The sequence below is a fragment of the Flavobacterium azizsancarii genome, assembly GCF_027980145.1.
GTDB lineage: Bacteria > Bacteroidota > Bacteroidia > Flavobacteriales > Flavobacteriaceae > Flavobacterium > Flavobacterium azizsancarii.
On the sequence record NZ_JAMZNK010000001.1, the window covers coordinates 165,479 to 183,757 of the forward strand.

13 protein-coding genes are annotated in these 18,279 nt (G+C 35.3%); 8 read left to right on the plus strand and 5 right to left on the minus strand.

The annotated features are described in order from the left end of the window. Positions 1-168 precede the first annotated feature (168 nt). The 5 genes from NJT12_RS00905 to panC all read right to left on the minus strand — a co-directional run bounded on the left by NJT12_RS00905 (position 169) and on the right by panC (position 6,274). Positions 169-2,133, minus strand: coding sequence for a transglycosylase domain-containing protein (locus NJT12_RS00905; protein WP_271334043.1), 1,965 nt, complete (start codon positions 2,131-2,133; stop codon positions 169-171). Between the two features lie 175 nt (positions 2,134-2,308). Further along, positions 2,309-3,670: a DNA repair protein RadA gene (radA, locus tag NJT12_RS00910; protein ID WP_271334044.1), complete on the minus strand. Its 1,362-nt coding sequence runs from the start codon at positions 3,668-3,670 to the stop codon at positions 2,309-2,311. Continuing rightward, complete coding sequence (locus tag NJT12_RS00915) at positions 3,670-4,824, minus strand: alpha/beta hydrolase (RefSeq protein ID WP_271334045.1); 1,155 nt, start codon at positions 4,822-4,824, stop codon at positions 3,670-3,672. Before NJT12_RS00915 ends, radA begins: the two co-directional genes overlap by 1 nt. A 206-nt stretch (positions 4,825-5,030) precedes the next feature. After that, positions 5,031-5,381 carry an aspartate 1-decarboxylase gene (gene panD / locus NJT12_RS00920; protein ID WP_072957097.1) on the minus strand — a complete coding sequence of 117 codons (351 nt, stop codon included), beginning with the start codon at positions 5,379-5,381 and terminating at the stop codon, positions 5,031-5,033. A 14-nt stretch (positions 5,382-5,395) separates the two neighbouring features. Then, on the minus strand, positions 5,396-6,274 hold the full coding sequence (panC, locus tag NJT12_RS00925; protein WP_271334046.1) for a pantoate--beta-alanine ligase: 879 nt from the start codon (positions 6,272-6,274) through the stop codon (positions 5,396-5,398). 78 nt (positions 6,275-6,352) lie between these two features. On the opposite strand from panC, the gene NJT12_RS00930 reads away from it, so the two are divergent. The 8 genes from NJT12_RS00930 (at position 6,353) to NJT12_RS00965 (ending at position 18,232) form a co-directional block, all read left to right on the plus strand. Further along, positions 6,353-7,159 carry a glycogen/starch synthase gene (locus NJT12_RS00930; RefSeq protein WP_271334047.1) on the plus strand — a complete coding sequence of 269 codons (807 nt, stop codon included), beginning with the start codon at positions 6,353-6,355 and terminating at the stop codon, positions 7,157-7,159. 21 nt (positions 7,160-7,180) lie between these two features. Continuing rightward, entirely contained in the window at positions 7,181-8,794 is a 1,614-nt protein-coding gene (locus NJT12_RS00935) for a BamH family beta-barrel-assembly machinery protein (RefSeq protein WP_271334048.1), read from the plus strand. 10 nt (positions 8,795-8,804) lie between these two features. After that, on the plus strand, positions 8,805-10,655 hold the full coding sequence (gene glmS, locus NJT12_RS00940) for a glutamine--fructose-6-phosphate transaminase (isomerizing) (protein WP_271334049.1): 1,851 nt from the start codon (positions 8,805-8,807) through the stop codon (positions 10,653-10,655). A 306-nt stretch (positions 10,656-10,961) separates the two neighbouring features. Then, positions 10,962-13,754 (plus strand): TonB-dependent receptor, encoded by a 2,793-nt coding sequence (locus NJT12_RS00945; protein ID WP_271334050.1) that lies wholly within the window; start codon positions 10,962-10,964, stop codon positions 13,752-13,754. 80 nt (positions 13,755-13,834) lie between these two features. Then, positions 13,835-15,304, plus strand: a complete 1,470-nt coding sequence (locus NJT12_RS00950; protein WP_271334051.1) for an SGNH/GDSL hydrolase family protein — start codon at positions 13,835-13,837, stop codon at positions 15,302-15,304. 232 nt (positions 15,305-15,536) lie between these two features. Beyond that, entirely contained in the window at positions 15,537-17,048 is a 1,512-nt protein-coding gene (gene atpD, locus NJT12_RS00955) for a F0F1 ATP synthase subunit beta (protein WP_072957076.1), read from the plus strand. A 70-nt stretch (positions 17,049-17,118) separates the two neighbouring features. Next, on the plus strand, positions 17,119-17,400 hold the full coding sequence (locus NJT12_RS00960) for a FoF1 ATP synthase subunit delta/epsilon (RefSeq protein WP_271334052.1): 282 nt from the start codon (positions 17,119-17,121) through the stop codon (positions 17,398-17,400). 193 nt (positions 17,401-17,593) lie between these two features. Next, entirely contained in the window at positions 17,594-18,232 is a 639-nt protein-coding gene (locus NJT12_RS00965) for an NAD(P)-dependent oxidoreductase (RefSeq protein ID WP_271334053.1), read from the plus strand. The last annotated feature ends 47 nt before the right edge of the window (positions 18,233-18,279 follow it).

Genomic DNA, 18,279 nt, shown 5'->3' on the forward strand with positions numbered 1-18,279 from the left:
ACTAAGGCACAAAGATTTTCTTCTCATTTTATGTCATCCTGACGCAGGAAGGATCACACGCGAAACTCGACAAAGATTGTGTTTTCGTTGCGGAGCTCTTTTGTGATCCTTCCTGCGTCAGGATGACAATATTGGCTATAAAAACTTTGTGCCTTAGTGGAAAATAGTTTACAAATCAAATTCATCGCCAATTGACAAAGAATCAGCCGGAACCGCTGTTGAATCCGGAGCTTTAATACGAATAAAGGAGCGCGCATTACCGGAAATGTAAACCGGGAGTTGGCCTATTGTGTCTTCAGGGACTAAAAGACCACGGCGGAACATTAAATTCTTTAAAAACTTCTGATTTTGCACTGCAAAGTCTCTCAAATTTCCCTGATCATTAAATTGGTACATGAATTTCCTTGGCTTAGGGATAATAGTTGCCAGGTACAAACACTCATCTACGTTTAAGGCCGATGGACTTTTTTGAAAATAGAAATGACTTGCTTCTCCAATTCCGTATACATTTGGTCCCCATTCTATAATGTTGAAATATACTTCGAGCATTCTTTCTTTGCTGACTACGCGATTGTTCTCCAGAATATAAACCAATAAAATTTCTTCAAGTTTGCGCGAAAGTGTTTTTTCTCTTGTCAAAAAGACATTCTTTATTAATTGCATACTAATGGTGCTGGCACCACGTGAGAATTTTTTGGTTTTGATGTTCTTTAAAATAGATTGCTTAAACGCTTCATTAATAAACCCACGATGGGAAAAGAAAGACGGATCTTCTGTCGTTAAAACAGATTTTCTTAAATAAGGTGAGATCTGGTCCAAAGGCGTGTAATTAGGATTTGCATTTCCAACTAAAATAGGTCTTTGCAATACATTCTGAATAATGGCGCGATAAACAAATTCACCGTTTAATTTATTAAGATCTGCTTCACCGTATTTAGTGATTTTTAAATCTTCTTTATTGAGTTTGCTGTCAAATACTAAAGTATTCGGGTTGTTTTTATTGAATTTGAAATCCAATTTATAATCGAAATTTCCTGTTGCTTCCATTCCCTGAAAATGAGTAAACAATCCGTCAGGCAACGAAACGATAAAGTCTTGCGCCTTCATTTTCGGGATATCTACTTTCAGTGTGTAAATAGTATCTTTTTCTGTACTGTAAGAAATATAAGGCTTGACTTTTATCTTATTCAACTGCATGGTTGAGGTACTGTCGATCGAAATAAAATTATCTCCCAATAGAAAGCGATAGTCAAAGCGTGCATTTTTAATAACAACATCTTTACTGGCGATTTTAGGGTGATTGATTTTTAAGTTCGTGATAGAAGTGTAACCGTCAATATGCAATTCGCTTCCGTCTTTTTCTATATTTTGAACATTTAATCGGATCGAATCAAAACTTGCTTTTAAGTTATAGCGTTCGTCTAAATACGGAACACGAATGGCTCCGGTATCTAAATTAAAGAAACGGATATCAGCTTTTTTATTTCTGGGATCAGCAAAACCTTTAATGTTCCATCGCTGGTCAAAATCTTTGCTTTGTACATGAAGATTGGTTTCGAGTTGTTTGTTGTCTAAAACGAGTTTATTGACAGCAATAGAAGTCTTTTTGCCGTTATCATCGATCCTGAAATTTAGGTTTTCCAGTTTCATGTCCGTCGGAACCAGATTTAGTAATTTTGAAATAATTCTATACGCAAAAGTAGCGTATTTGCGTTTTTCATTTTTATCAGAATCAGATTTGTCTTTTTTCAGGAAAGCATCAAAATTACGGACATTTCCTTTTTTGACTAATTGAATATAACCATTATTGACTTTTAAAGTGCCAACCTGAACATCACCAATTAATAAATGAGACAAACTAATACTGGTTTCTATTTTTTGAATGTGGCAAAGCGTATCAGCATTTCTCGGAACCAGAATAATATCAGTTAGTTTAATGCCGGATAAGCCATCAAACGAAGCTGATTTTACAGAAAAAGTACTGTTGTATTCTGTATCCATTTTGGTTTTTACCTTCGCAATAGCTTGTTTTAATAAAGAATCACGAAAAAAGTAAAAGCCTAAAAAAAGCACTACCAATACTATTGCAAGTATTAGAAGTGCTTTGTATATTTTTTGTTTTGGAAATTTCATAAAGTTAATTTCATAAAAAAATTAGGGAATGTTCGCTTTGCGAACATTAGTTTTTGCCACGAATTTCACTAATTTTCCCGAATTATACGTAGCATGAGCATGAGTATATGAATTTGAATTAAATTTAAATAAAAATTCGTGTTTAATTTGTGAAATTCGTGGTAAAAAAAACATATTATCCAAAAAGAATACCGGCTACATCTTCAATTTTGGCGACAAGCTCAATCTTGATTCCTGTATTCTTTAACGCAATTTTGTTGTACTTAGATACAAAGATAGTGGTGAATCCTAGTTTCTCAGCTTCCTGAATACGTTGATCTACCCGATTTACCGGACGAATTTCTCCTGAAAGTCCAACTTCACCAGCAAAACAAAAACCTTTTGTTACCGGAATATCTTCATTTGAGGATAAAATCGCCGCAACAACAGCAAGATCTATTGCAGGGTCATCTACAGAAATTCCTCCGGTTACGTTCAAAAAGACATCTTTTGCTCCTAAACGAAATCCGGCTCTTTTTTCTAAAACCGCCAAAATCATGTTCAGTCTTTTGGCATTGTAACCCGTGGTACTTCGTTGCGGAGTTCCGTAAACTGCGGTACTTACAAGCGATTGTATTTCGATCATTAACGGGCGCATTCCTTCAAGTGTAGAGGCAATTGCGGTTCCTGATAATTCTTCGTCTTTGTGCGAAATTAATATTTCTGACGGATTGCTGACTTCTCGTAAACCGCTTCCCAACATTTCATAAATCCCCAATTCGGCTGTTGAGCCAAAACGGTTTTTTAGAGAACGTAAGATTCGGTAAACATGATTTCGATCGCCTTCAAACTGTAAAACAGTATCGACCATATGTTCCAGGATTTTTGGTCCGGCAATGTTTCCGTCTTTGGTAATATGCCCAATTAAAATAACCGGAATATTGGTCTCTTTGGCAAACTTGATCAATTCAGCAGTTGTTTCTCTAATCTGAGAAATACTTCCGGCAGTTGATTCGATATAATCGGTATGCAAAGTCTGAATCGAATCGATAATGACAATTTCAGGCTGAATAGCTTCAATTTGTTTAAAGATATTCTGTGTTTTTGTTTCCGTCAGGATATAACAGTTTTCACTGTCCGGTGTAATTCTTTCAGCACGCATCTTTATTTGCTTCTGACTTTCCTCACCGGAAACATACAAAGTTTTATAGGGTAATTTTAATGATATCTGAAGTAAAAGTGTACTTTTTCCAATTCCTGGTTCACCGCCCAAAAGAGTCAAAGATCCCGGAACAATTCCGCCACCCAAAACACGATTCAATTCGCCGTCAGTCGTATCCATGCGGATTTCCTGAGTCGAGTCGATCTCATTAATTTTTAATGGGCGTGGAGCTTTACCATTTGAAGTTGGTTCGCTTTTCCATGCTACTTTTTCCTGCTTCTGAATGATCTCTTCCGCAATAGTATTCCATTCCTTGCAGGCATTGCATTGTCCTTGCCATTTGGCATATTGAGTTCCGCAGTTTTGACAAAAAAAAGAAGTTTTAACTTTAGACATTATTTACCGGTTTTTGCAAGTGCGTTCATTTGATCCATTTTTTCATACATCATATCCTTATTCAAATCGCCAATTGGTTCCATTTGTGAAGCATTTTGATATTTTTTAGACGCTCTTTTTGCGTCGCCCATTTTCTCATACATCAGGCCTAATTCGTATTCGCCTAACATGGCTTTAGGATAATTTACATTTCCAATTTCGGCCATTTTGCCTAATTCGTCGTAGGCTTTGTTTTTTAGAATGATGTTTTCTATTACTTTAAAGTCGCTCATTCTCACAGGAATCTGAACTCCCATAACTTTAGACATAGTCGCATATTTAGCTTCTAAATAATCTGCATATCCAGTCTGAAGAACAGCAATTTTGTCATTGTACTCAGCGGAATTTATAGGTTTGTAAGCCTCAAAAATATGATATAATGCATTTGGTATCGAATGCAGCACTTCTGTATAATGCGTTGTGCCTTTAAATAAATCATATTTATAGTTTACTAACGGATTATTTGCGATTTTAATATTGCTGTCCAGCTTTTCTATTGGCTCTTTGATTTTCTTAATATCGCCATCAGCTGCTGAAAGATAGTAAAAGAAAGGTTCTTTTATTTTTGTGAACTTTTCCGGAATACGAACTTCCATTTTTGGTGCAAGTTCAGGGCTTAAACAAATATAAGCGTTAAAAAGCGGCGTTTCTTTGTATAAATAAAAGTTGATAAAACTCGCTGTAATGTCATGACCTGCAATAATTCTGAAAGGAGTAGTGCGGTATTTTTTTTCAATATAGGGAACCAATTCAGCTCCGATAAATTCAAAAAACTGAGCGCCTTTTTCAAACGGTAAACCGTTATTCTGGTCAATTGTAGCATCGTCATAACGTTCTCCGTCTTTATTTTGATGCACACCAATGATAATCATTTCAGGCAAATCATCCCAATAAACGCCATAACTTATAGCTCCGGAAAAGGGATCAAATAAATAATCACCATCTAATAAATATAAAACAGGGTATTTTTTTTCGGGATTAGCTTCATAAGAAGCAGGAAGTCCAATAGTTATTCTTCTTTCTTCTCCGAGTTTGACAGATTTAATATTGTCGAATTTTTTCTGTGAGAATACAGAAATTGAAATTAATGCAAGCAGCAGGTAAACTTTCTTCATGATTTGGGGCATTTCATTGAGTTGAAAAGTATTGAAATAGTATGGCAATATAATACTTTATTTGCTTTTTTGCTTGGGTAGGAATTTAAAAAAGCAATGAAATTATGCGATTAAACCTATTTTTTGATTTAGGCATAAAAAACCTTGTTTGTCAAAAAAACAGATTTCGACAAACAAGAATAATATATAAGGTGTAAAAGGGAGGCTTAGGTTAGCGAATTATCGTTTTCATTAGGAAAAATGATCCATGGCTTGAAGGTTTTTGCTTCTTCAAACTCCAGGGTTGCATAAGATATAATGATAATGATGTCGTCTTTTTGAACTTTTCTTGCGGCAGGTCCGTTCAGGGTAATTTCTCCTGAATTTTTTTGCCCTTTGATAGCGTAAGTTTCAAAACGTTCGCCATTATTGATGTTTACAATAGATACCTTTTCGCCTTCAATAATATTTGAGGCTTCCAGTAATGTTTCGTCAATAGTAATACTGCCAATATAATTTAGGTCAGCTCCAGTTACTTTTACACGATGAATTTTTGATTTTATAACTTGAATTTGCATTTTGCAAAGGTAAATTAATTTAATGAAATGGTGTCGATCAACCTTATATTATTAACAAATACCGCTATAAAAGCGCGATAGTTTTTGTCTTTACTTTTATGGTCAATCGGTAATAATGTAGATTCGTCAGCAATTACAAAATATTCGAGATCAAATTTCTCGTTATCTTTAAAAGTATCTTCTACAAATTTTATAGTGTCTTCAGGAGTTCCCGTCTGAAATATTTCTTTAGCTTCTGTCAAAGTTTTATAAATGATAGCAGCTTCTTTTCGTTCTTCGGGAGTTAATCGCTCGTTTCGGGAACTCATCGCAAGCTGATTATCCTCTCTGAAGATTGGACAGCCTACCACATTTACCGGTAAATTTGTTTTTTCGACCATTTTTTTTACGATCTGCAATTGCTGGAAATCCTTTTCTCCAAAATACGCATTTGTAGGCGTAACAATTTCGAACAAACGTTTAACAATCGTTCCTACGCCATTAAAATGTCCGGGTCTGAATTGTCCTTCCATCTGATTCTCTAATCCATCAAAGTCAAATGACTGAGAAATAGTATGTCCTTCGTAAATGTCATCTACAGAAGGTGCATATAGAATCATTTTATCACTTAAATTGCGCATTTTTTTTACGTCTTCTTCAAGAGTTCTGGGGTATTTTTCGAGATCTTCAGGGTTGTTAAATTGTGTTGGATTAACAAAAATACTTACAACGGTATCGTCGTTTTCTTTAATTGATCTTTGCATTAACGCCAGATGACCTTGGTGTAAAGCGCCCATTGTTGGTACAAATCCGATGGTTGAATTTGCGGTTTTGATAGTTTTCAAATAGGCTATCAAAGCTACTTTACCGTAGAAAATATGCATGGCAGTATTATTAAAATTTAGTGCAAACATAATATATTAGTTATAAACTGCATAAATTTTTGTAATTTTGCAACGTTTTTATTACCAAAAATTAAGTAAAATACTATTATGAAAGATAAGAGGATATTATATGTATCATCTGAAGTCGTGCCTTATTTGGCTGAAAATGAAGTTTCTTTAATGTCATATGACGTTCCAAAAATGATCAATGATCAGGGCGGACAAATAAGAATTTTCATGCCAAGATATGGAAATATCAACGAAAGAAGACACCAATTGCATGAAGTTATTAGACTTTCAGGAATGAATTTGGTAGTGAATGATTTAGATATGCCATTGATTATCAAAGTAGCTTCGATTCCAAAAGAAAGAATTCAGGTTTATTTTATTGATAATGATGAATATTTTAAACGTAAAGCAACTTTTGCTGACGAAGAAGGAGTTCTATATCCTGATAATGACGAAAGAGCAATATTTTTTGCTAAAGGAGTTGTTGAAACGGTAAAAAAACTGAACTGGGTTCCGGATATCATTCATGTTCACGGTTGGTTGGCTGCAATGCTGCCAATTTATATGAAGCACTACTATAAAAATGAAGCTTTATTTTCTGAAACAAAAATTGTTACCTCTGTTTATGGGCAATCTTTTGATGAAAATTTAGATTTAGAAATGATAAATAAGGTCAAATTTGATGGTGTGCCGCACGAGGCGATTTCAGATTTGGAGATCCCTAATTACGAAAATGTCTTAAAGGCGAGTATATTACACTCTGATGCTGTCATTATCGCTTCTGAAAACGTATCCCCAAGTTTAACAAAATTTATAGAATCTTCAGGAAAACCTTTTTTACCTTTCGCCACGAAAGATGCATTCGCTGAAGCGTATACAAATTTCTATAAAACGGTGGGTCTTTAAATTTTAACTTTATTATTAAACATGTACAATACTTCTTTTATTAAGAAAATTCTATTAATAGCAACAGTTGTCCTTTTCTATTCTTGCGATAAAGATTTTAATTCAATTGGTGGCAGTTTGATCGGCGACGATCATTTTGGCCTTGAATCTGAAAAATATGATGTTTTAGCTTATAATCAGGAAGTAACTCCTGTTCAGTCAAACGGATTAACGCTTAACGGATTAGGGATTTATGATAATTCTGTTTTCGGTACAAATACATCAAATTTTGTAAGTCAGCTTACTATGGTGACAGATGCTCCAACTATTGGTGAAGCTCCGGTAATAGAAAGTGTAGTTTTAAGTGTTTCTTATTTGTCTCATGTAACTGAAGCGGATCCTAAGGGAGGAAATGTTTATGCGTTAGATTCTATTTATGGAGATCCTAAAGGAAAAATTAAACTAAGTGTTTACGAATCTGGAGTTCAGATGCGTTCTTCTTATTTTGATGGTGGTTCACAATTTGCTCAATTGTATTATACAAATCAGGATTCAGGTACAGATCCTATAAACTTTGATACAAGTAAAATTGGTGCAAGGTTGAATGATGATCCGGATCCGGCACAAAATGATGCATTCTTTTTTAGTGCAGCACAAAGAAAAGATTCAACAGTAGTAGATGCTAATGCAGCTGTAAAAACATATACATATACTTATGTAACTCCGGAAATGCGTTTGAATCTGAATAAAGCATTCTTTTTAGAAAAAATTCTAAAAGCGCCAGCTTCTAAACTTTCTTCTGCAGCTATTTTTCAGGAATATTTCAGAGGATTGTATTTTAAAGTGGAAAAATCAGATGGAAATCCTTCGAATTTAGCGTTATTAGATTTTGCAAAATCCGGGAATGCTAAAATCACAATTAAGTATAAGGCAAAAACAGCTATAACAACTGATCCTGATGATACAATGGAAGAAAAGTCATTGGTTATTAATTTATCAGGGGCTCAGGCTAGTTTGTATCAGGATGTTAAGAATCCAACCTATTATAATGCAGTAACAAATCCTAACAAAACGACGGGAGATGACAGGCTTTACCTAAAAGGAGGTCAGGGATCACTTGCTGTAGTAGATCTTAATGGTTTTGGTGCTAAGTTAGATGAAATCAGAACGAAGAACTGGTTAGTAAATGAAGCTAATTTGGTGTTTTCTATCGATGCTGAGAAAATGGCAGGGGCTTATGAGCCAAAACGTATTTATTTGTATGACTTAGATAATAGTCTGGCATTATTAGATTATAGTTTAGATGGTACTACTGCCACGGCTAATCCGCCTGGTAAAATTATTTACAGTGGTATTATAAATATTGATCCTACTTCAAAAAGAGGGACAACGTACAAAATCAGGTTAACGAATCATATTCGTAATATCATTAAAAATGCAACTGTAAAAAATGTGAAATTAGGTTTAGTGGTTACGGGGGATATTAATACAATAACTTTTGGCCAGTTGAAACTTAAAAATGACATTTTCTCAAATGTGCCAAGAGCCTCGGTTATGAGTCCGTTAGGAACAATATTATACGGTGGAACATCAAGTTCTAATGTTCCTGCCGGGAAAAAACTACAACTTGAGGTCTACTACACGAAACCAAATTAATAAATAATATATGTGTGGAATTGTTGGATATATCGGCCATCGAGAGGCTTATCCTATTGTTATCAAGGGGCTAAAACGACTCGAATACAGAGGTTATGATAGTGCCGGAGTCATGTTATATGATGATGAAACTGGTGTAAAGGTTTGTAAAACAAAAGGTAAAGTTTTGGATCTTGAAGCTAAGGCTAAAGATGTTTTTAATACAAGCGGAAAGATTGGAATTGGGCATACACGTTGGGCGACTCACGGGGTGCCAAATGATGTAAACTCACACCCGCATCTTTCTAATTCAGGTGAGTTGGTAATTATTCATAATGGAATCATTGAGAATTATGCACCGCTTAAAGAAGAATTAATCAAAAGAGGATATACTTTTAAGTCAGATACAGATACTGAGGTTTTAGTAAATCTTATTGAAGAAGTTCAAAAGAAAGAAGGAATAAAATTAGGTAAAGCGGTTCAGATTGCTTTAAATCAAGTAGTGGGTGCATATGCAATTGCTGTTTTTGATAAAAAAAATCCAAACGAAATCGTGGCTGCAAGATTAGGTAGTCCATTAGCAATTGGTGTTGGAGAAGGAGAATATTTTATTGCTTCTGATGCTTCGCCTTTTATCGAATATACTTCGAATGCAATTTATCTTGAAGATGGTGAAATGGCAAATATTAGATTGCACAAACCTCTTAAAGTTAGAAAAATTCAAGATGACTCTTTAGTGAATCCTTATATTCAGGAGCTTCAAATGAATTTGGAGCAAATCGAAAAAGGAGGTTATGATCATTTCATGCTTAAAGAAATCTATGAGCAGCCAAATGTTATAAAAGATACTTACAGAGGAAGACTTCACGCAAATGAAGGAATCGTTCAAATGGCAGGTGTTGAGGATAATTTAGAAAAATTCTTAAACGCAAAACGTATTTTGATCGTTGCTTGTGGTACATCATGGCATGCAGGTTTAGTAGCAGAGTATATTTTTGAAGAATTTACCCGTATTCCGGTTGAAGTAGAATATGCTTCTGAATTTAGATACAGAAACCCAATTATAAACAAAGACGATGTTGTTATTGCAATTTCTCAATCAGGAGAAACTGCAGATACAATGGCGGCTATTAAATTGGCTAAAGAAAATGGAGCTTTTGTTTTTGGAGTTTGTAACGTAGTAGGTTCTTCTATTTCAAGAGAAAGTCATGCAGGTGCTTATACACACGCAGGACCGGAAATTGGAGTAGCTTCGACTAAAGCATTTACAACGCAAATTACTGTTTTGACCATGATCGCATTGCGATTAGGTAAAGCAAAAGGTACATTGTCAAATCCTGATTTTCATGCTTACTTACAGGAATTAGAATTGATTCCGGAAAAAGTAGCTGAGGCATTAGAAACTAACGACAGAGCAAAAGAAATTGCTGCAGCTTTTAAAGATGCGCCAAACTGTTTGTATTTAGGTCGTGGTTATAATTTTCCTGTAGCACTTGAAGGAGCTTTAAAACTTAAAGAGATCTCTTATATTCATGCTGAAGGTTATCCTGCTGCAGAAATGAAACACGGACCAATCGCTTTGATTGATGAGCACATGCCTGTTATCGTAATTGCACCTAAACAAGGTCATTATGATAAAATCGTAAGTAATATTCAGGAAATAAAATCAAGAAGCGGTAAAATTATCGCTGTAGTAACTAAAGGGGATACTCAGGTTCGTGAGTTGGCTGATTATGTTATTGAGATTCCTGAAACTTCAGATGCATTATCACCGTTAATTACAACAATACCTTTACAGTTGCTTTCTTATTATATAGCTGTAATGAGAGGTTGTAATGTTGATCAACCGCGTAACTTGGCAAAATCAGTTACTGTAGAATAATATTTTATTAAAGTACATAAATGTTAAAAAAGCGAGATTTAGGTCTCGCTTTTTTTTATTGTCAAATTTTTTTTCTTCCTGTTGTATTTTTATTAAATCCTCATTTTTTTTGCAAAAAAATATATGTATGCATAGTATTTTTGTTTCTGGGACTTTGTTCTTTGATTTTAATTTAAGAAAACTAATTATCAAATAGTTAAAATTGTAACGAATTTTATATAGAATATTTATTTTTTTTAACATTTTTTTATTAATATCAAAAATATTTGTATTTTGGCTACATTAACTAACCAAAAACAAACCTAAATGAGAGTATGTCTACTAATTATGTTGTTTTTCAGCGGAATAACCTTCGCTCAGAATACAATTACTGGTTCTGTTACTGATGGTAACAAACAATCTATTCCTGGTGCTAACATTAGTGTTGTAGGAGATCGAAGCGGTACTTCAACCGACTTCGATGGTACATTTAAATTGACAACTTCAGTAAAATTACCGTTTACAATTAAGGTATCGGCAGTGGGATTTGAAGCTAAGACTTTTAATATCACATCGGCCAGCCAAAAAGTAAGTGCGGTATTAAAGGATGAAGAAACCAAGTTGAATGAAATCGTTGTTTCGGCTTCAAGAACTCCGGAGAGAGTAATTGAATCGCCTGTTACTATAGAAAGAATGGGAATTCAGGAAATTAAAAATACCACGGCACCCACTTTTTATGATGGTTTAGAGAATTTAAAAGAGGTGAATTTTAATACCAGCAGTATTTCGTTCAAGTCGATTAATACTCGTGGTTTTGCTTCTGTGGCCAATACGCGTTTTATGCAATTGGTTGACGGGATGGATAATTCTTCGCCGGCATTGAACTTTGTGTTAGGGAACTTAATTGGAATTTCAGATTTAGATGTGGCTAGTGTAGAGCTTTTGCCGGGAGCATCATCTGCATTATATGGAGCAAATGCTTTTAATGGTATCTTGTTTATGAATAGTAAAAGCCCTTTTGTTGATGAAGGGATTAGTGTTTATTATAAATACGGACAAACCACTCAAAAAGCGGCTGGAACTAATGATTATAATGATTTTGGAATAAGAGCTGCAAAAGCTTTTACAAAAAGTTTTGCCTTAAAAGCGAACTTTACTTATATGGAAGCAACGGAATGGATTGCTGCCGATACTAGAAGTATGACCGGAGGTTCTGTTGGTCATGCGAATAATCAAAATTATGATGGTTTGAATATTTATGGAGATGAGATAACTACTTTTATTCCAAATGTTGGTCAGGTGAGCAGAACGGGATATCGTGAGCAGGATTTGACAGATAACAAAGTTAAAAATGTGAAAGCAGATTTTTCTGCTCATATTAAACCTTTTAAAGATGAGACAGAAGTTATCCTGCAATATAAAATAGGTTTAGGTAGTACTATTTATCAGGGAGCTAATAGGTATTCTTTGAAGGATTTCATGATGCAGCAAGGAAAAATTGAGGTAAAAGGAAAGAACTTTTTTGCCAGAGTATATGCTACTGATGAGGATGCCGGAAATTCATATGATATGAGATTTGCAGGTTGGAATGTAAACAGGGCTGCAAAATCTGATCAGGAATGGTTTACCAATTATGCTACAGCTTATCAATTATCAGGTGCTGTAATGGGAACTAATGCAAATGAATCTGCAACAATTGCAAGAAATTTTGCGGATTATAATATACTACCTGCGCCAATTTCTTTTATTCCTGCGCCAAAAGGTTCAGCCAGATTTGAGCCGGGTTCAGTACAGTTTAATAATGCACTTGCCACAGTTACTTCAAATCCAGATTTGACACAAGGGGCTAAATTCATTGATCATTCAAAATTGTACCATTCAGATGTGAATTATAATTTCAGGGATATGATAAAATGGGCAGAAATTCAGGTAGGTGGTTCATGGAGGCAATATATTATGGATTCTGAAGGAACTATTTTTACTGATTATGATGGTCCAATTAGTTATAGAGAATATGGTGCTTATGGTCAGTTGACTAAAAAATTCATGGACGACAGATTGAAGTTCACAGGATCTTTGCGTTATGATAAAAGCCAGAATTTTGATGGAAATGTTTCGCCAAGAGTTTCGTTTGTGTATTCTGCGGGAGAATCTAAAAGACATAATTTCAGATTGTCCTATCAAACGGGTTTTCGTAACCCAACAACGCAAGATCAGTATATAGGTTTAGATTTAGGGCCATTTGCTTTAATAGGATCTGCTGCTGATAACTTAGATCGTTTTCAGGAAACTGTAAATGTGAGTGCTGCAGGACAAGCAATAGCGGGTCAGCCGGCAACAATAGGAATGTCTGGTCAAAATGCCTATCACAATGCTTATACAGTAGCCTCGGTTCAGGCGTTTGCTGCTTCTGCAAATCCGGGAGATCTTCAGGTAGCCAACATCGGGTTGGTGAAACCGGAACAAGTTCATGCTTTTGAGGTTGGATATCGTTCGGTAGTTCAGAATGATTTGTCAGTAGATTTAAATGTTTATTATAATATTTATAATGATTTTATGAATACTGCAAGAGTAATATCTCCGTATTATGGAACGGTAGGGACAGATTCTTCAAATCCTGCAGTGCAACAAAGTTATCAGGCTTTGGCATTTGGTGACAGAAGGGTGTATCAGGTTTATACCAATACTACGGCTCAGGTTTCTTCATTAGGTTTTGGAGTTGGTTTGTCTAAAAAGGTATATAAGGATTTTGAATTGGGTGTGAATTATAACTATGCTCAGTTTGATTTTAACCAGGCAGATGATCCAAGCTTCATAGCAGGTTTTAATACTCCAAAGCACAGAATTAAAGCTTCACTTGGTAATGCTAAAGTGATTAAAAACCTTGGGTTTAATGTGAATGTAAGATGGAATACTGAGTATTTATGGCAATCTTCTTTTGGAGACGGAATCGTTCCGGAAAATACAGTTCTGGATGCTCAGATTAATTATGCTTTTACAAAATTAAAATCAGTTATTAAAGTGGGTGCAACGAATCTTTTTGGTTCAGACTATATTCAGGTAATTGGAGCCGGATCTATTGGTCAGCAATGGTTTGTTTCCTGGACAATTAATCCGTAATTATAACAGTAGTAAGATGAAGCGGGTTTCTTTCTTAGATGAAAAATGAGAAAGAAGTAATAATTTTAAACTTAAATAACATGAGAAAAAATATAAAATTGCTATTGTTGGTTTCATTAACCTTTGTGGCGTGTAATAATGATGATAGCAGCGATAATCCGGCAGAAGTTCCGGTTGTTCCGGGGTCTGCAGTGTTTACTAAATACATAGCGCTTGGAGATTCTTTTGCTGCAGGTTACAGCGATAATGCTCTTTTTAAAAAGGGTCAGGAAGGGTCTTATACAAACATAATGGCGCAGCAATTTGTCGCGGCAGGTGGAGGTGCTTTTACAACACCATTTATGAATGATAATCTGGGAGGGTTATTATTAGGCGGGAATGTTGTGGCGGCTACTCGTTTGTATTTTAACGGACAGGCTCCTGTGAATGTTGCCGGAAAACCCACGACAGAAGTTACAACACATCTTACGGGAACTTTTGGTAACTTAGGAGTTCCGGGTGCCAAAAGTTTTCATTTAATAGCATCTGGATATGGAAATGTTGCAGGAGTGGCAAGTGGCGCTGCTAATCCATATTTTGCTCGTTTTGCCAGTTCGCCTTCAACTACGATTTTGGCAGATGCAGTAGTTCAGGATCCAACTTTCTTCTCTTTGTTTATAGGAGGAAATGATGTTTTGGCTTATGCAACTTCGGGAGGAATTGGAAAAGATCAGACCGGAAATATGAATCCTGCTACTTATGGAAGTAATGATATTACTGATCCAGCTGTTTTTGCAAGTGTTTACTCCGGTTTGGTTACGAGTTTGACGGCAAAAGGAGCAAAAGGAGTAGTGGCTAACTTGCCTTACATCACAACTTTGCCTTATTTTACTACAGTTCCTTTTAATCCGGCTCCGCTTACAGCTGCTCTTGCAACTCAACTAAATGCAGGTTATGCAGTTTATAATGGAGGTTTAAAACAAATGGTTGCCAATAAATTATTAACCCAGGAAGAAGCAACAAGAAGAACAGTCAATTTTATAGCGGGAAATAATGCGGTGGTGGTTGTGGATAGTTATTTAACGAATCTTATGGCTTACGGACTTCCTTCGTACAGACAGGCAACTAAAGAAGATTTGATAATTTTGTCCGCCAGAACATTTATTGGTACTACAGTTGGGGGAGATGCAGCAAAAGTAAACGGACTTTCGGTGCCATTGGCTGATAATTGGGTGTTGACAAAAGACGAAATTGCAGAAGTAAAAAAAGCCACAGATGCTTATAATGTAACAATAAAAAGAATTGCAGATGAAAAAGGTTTGGCTTTTGTAGATACAGGCGCTGTAATGACGCAGTTGTCCAGCGGAGGAGTTCGTTTTGGGAATTTTACCATGTCGTCGACTTATGTTACCGGAGGAGCTTTTTCTTTAGATGGTGTACATCCTAGTGCAAGAGGGTATGGTTTGATCGCTAATATTTTTATAGATGCAATAAATGCAAAATATGGTTCAACGTTACGTCATGTCGATTTGGGTATATATCCAATTCAATATCCCGCAACAATTCAATAATGCCAATTTTTTTAGTACGAAAGTCACTCATTTCTAAAATGTAGTGGCTTTTTTTCTTTTCTTAAAAAATGCTATTTTCTGTATTTGAAGCCTGAGTTTTAGGAATCAAACAAAATCGTAGTATTTTTTATAAAAAAAATATTGATTTTATATTTTAAAAAATTATCTTTGCGCTCTGAAAAAAGAGGTATTTTCGATAAACCTAAATAGCTATTTAATAAATACATAAGTAATGTCAAAAGTAATAGGAAAAGTTGCTCAAATCATTGGACCAGTAGTTGACGTAGTTTTCAACGGTAAGGATGTTGAACTTCCAAAAATTTATGATTCACTAGAAATCACTAAAAAAGACGGAACATTATTAGTTCTAGAAGTACAATCTCACATTGGAGAAAACACAGTTCGTACCATTTCTATGGACTCTACAGACGGTTTGTCTAGAGGATATGAAGTAGTTGGAACAGGAAATCCAATCCAAATGCCAATCGGTCCAGATGTATATGGAAGATTATTTAATGTAATTGGAGATGCAATTGATGGTTTAGGAAACTTGCCAAAAACAGGAGAAAACGGTTTGTCTATTCACAGACAAGCTCCTAGATTTGAAGATCTGTCTACTTCATCAGAAGTTTTATTTACAGGTATCAAAGTAATCGATTTGATCGAGCCTTACTCAAAAGGGGGGAAAATTGGATTGTTTGGTGGTGCTGGAGTTGGTAAAACAGTATTGATTCAGGAGTTGATCAACAATATCGCAAAAGGTCACGGTGGACTTTCAGTATTCGCAGGAGTAGGAGAAAGAACACGTGAAGGAAATGACTTACTTCGTGAGATGTTAGAGTCAGGAATTATAAAATATGGTGATGATTTCATGCACTCTATGGAAAATGGAGGATGGGATTTATCAAAAGTAGATATGCCAGGAATGAGAGAGTCTAAAGCTACTTTCGTTTTCGGACAAATGAATGAGCCTCCTGGAGCTCGTGCGCGTGTAGCACTTTCAGGATTATCTATCGCTGAGTATTTCCGTGATGGAGCAGGAACTGATCAAGGTAAAGATGTATTGTTTTTCGTTGATAACATCTTCCGTTTTACACAAGCAGGTTCTGAGGTATCAGCACTTTTAGGACGTATGCCTTCTGCAGTAGGATACCAACCAACTTTGGCAACAGAGATGGGAGCGATGCAAGAGCGTATTACATCTACAAACAAAGGATCTATTACATCTGTACAAGCGGTTTACGTTCCTGCGGATGATTTAACTGACCCGGCGCCGGCAACAACGTTTGCTCACTTAGATGCTACAACTGTATTGTCTCGTAAAATTGCTGAATTAGGTATTTATCCAGCGGTTGACCCGTTAGATTCTACTTCAAGAATTTTGACTCCTCAAATCTTAGGAAATGAGCATTATGACTGTGCACAAAGAGTAAAAGAAATTCTTCAAAAATACAAACAATTGCAAGATATTATTGCGATCTTAGGTATGGAAGAATTATCTGAAGAAGATAAATTATCAGTATCAAGAGCACGTCGTGTTCAACGTTTCTTATCTCAACCATTCCACGTAGCGGAGCAATTTACAGGTATTCCTGGAGTTTTGGTTGATATTAAAGATACTATCAAAGGATTCAACATGATTATCGACGGTGAGTTAGATCATCTTCCTGAAGCAGCTTTCAACTTGAAAGGTTCTATTCAGGATGCTATCGAAGCTGGAGAAAAAATGTTAGCTGAAGCATAATCTAGTTTTCAGTATTCAGTCGCAGTATTCAGTACTGAGACTTTTAACTGAGGCTGTAAACTAAAAAAAGATGATTTTAGAAATAGTATCACCAGAAGCTAAAATATTTTCAGGAGAAGTAACAGCAGTTACATTACCTGGAGTTGACGGAAGCTTTCAAATATTGAACCATCACGCTCCTATTGTTTCTATTCTAGAGAAAGGAACTATTAAAATTGCAGCGTCAAGTTTCAATTTTTCTAAAGATGTAGCGAGTAAATTCACGAAAGTAAATGACCAGACTTATACATTAGAGATCGAGTCAGGTACTATCGAAATGAAAGACAATAAAATTATTGTTTTAGTTGACTAAGGCAATTTTAGAATAAATAAAAAGCCAAACAGAAATGTTTGGCTTTTTTTATTGCCATAAATCATATACTTTTGAAGTATTAGAATCTCTTTATAAAATATTGATTGTTTTATAAAAGCTCAGTAAGCTTTTGTAATTAAGCTTCATCAATTTGATGCAGCCAAATAACTATGTCAAATTTTATAAAGAATATATGAAAAATATAAATAAAGTTGCTGTTTTAGGCGGTGGCGGAAGAACTGGAAATTATCTTGTAAACCAGTTATTGAAAAAAGGATTTAGCGTAAAACTTTTGTTGCGAAATCCTGAAAATTTTACCATTCAGAATCCAGACATCGAAATAATTAAAGGGGATGCCCTTGATTTAGAATCCATACAATTATTGCTAAAAGATTGTCAGGCAGTTGTGAGTACAATTGGGCAACGCAAAGACGAGCCTCTTGTTGCCAGTGCAGCAATCAGGAATATTCTGAAAGTAATGAATAATTACGGAATAGATCGCTATTTGTTATTGGCGGGATTGAATATAGAAACTCCATTTGATAAAAAAAGTGCTAAAACAGAAATGGCCACGGAATGGATGAAAACCAATTTTCCAATAATTCAGGAAGACAGGCAAAAGGCCTATGAATTTTTAGTTGAAAGTAATGTACAATGGACCCAGGTTCGGGTTCCGTTTATAGAATTTAATGATATAAGTGCTGAGATTTCAATAAGTACAGAAGATTGTCTGGGCGATAAGATTAGTGCAATTGATATTGCAAAATTCATGACTCAGGAAATGACAGCATCCAAATTCAACAGACAATCGCCTTTTATAAGTGCAATTTAAATAGTAAGTTACAAACAGCGGGCATGTCAAGCCCGCTGTTTATTTAA

Coding starts and splice junctions, on each gene's coding strand:
- NJT12_RS00905 (WP_271334043.1), bottom strand. CDS start 2,133: ATGAAATTTCCAAAACAAAAAATATACAAAGCACTTCTAATACTTGCA.
- radA (WP_271334044.1), bottom strand. CDS start 3,670: ATGTCTAAAGTTAAAACTTCTTTTTTTTGTCAAAACTGCGGAACTCAA.
- NJT12_RS00915 (WP_271334045.1), bottom strand. CDS start 4,824: ATGAAGAAAGTTTACCTGCTGCTTGCATTAATTTCAATTTCTGTATTC.
- panD (WP_072957097.1), bottom strand. CDS start 5,381: ATGCAAATTCAAGTTATAAAATCAAAAATTCATCGTGTAAAAGTAACT.
- panC (WP_271334046.1), bottom strand. CDS start 6,274: ATGTTTGCACTAAATTTTAATAATACTGCCATGCATATTTTCTACGGT.
- NJT12_RS00930 (WP_271334047.1), top strand. CDS start 6,353: ATGAAAGATAAGAGGATATTATATGTATCATCTGAAGTCGTGCCTTAT.
- NJT12_RS00935 (WP_271334048.1), top strand. CDS start 7,181: ATGTACAATACTTCTTTTATTAAGAAAATTCTATTAATAGCAACAGTT.
- glmS (WP_271334049.1), top strand. CDS start 8,805: ATGTGTGGAATTGTTGGATATATCGGCCATCGAGAGGCTTATCCTATT.
- NJT12_RS00945 (WP_271334050.1), top strand. CDS start 10,962: ATGAGAGTATGTCTACTAATTATGTTGTTTTTCAGCGGAATAACCTTC.
- NJT12_RS00950 (WP_271334051.1), top strand. CDS start 13,835: ATGAGAAAAAATATAAAATTGCTATTGTTGGTTTCATTAACCTTTGTG.
- atpD (WP_072957076.1), top strand. CDS start 15,537: ATGTCAAAAGTAATAGGAAAAGTTGCTCAAATCATTGGACCAGTAGTT.
- NJT12_RS00960 (WP_271334052.1), top strand. CDS start 17,119: ATGATTTTAGAAATAGTATCACCAGAAGCTAAAATATTTTCAGGAGAA.
- NJT12_RS00965 (WP_271334053.1), top strand. CDS start 17,594: ATGAAAAATATAAATAAAGTTGCTGTTTTAGGCGGTGGCGGAAGAACT.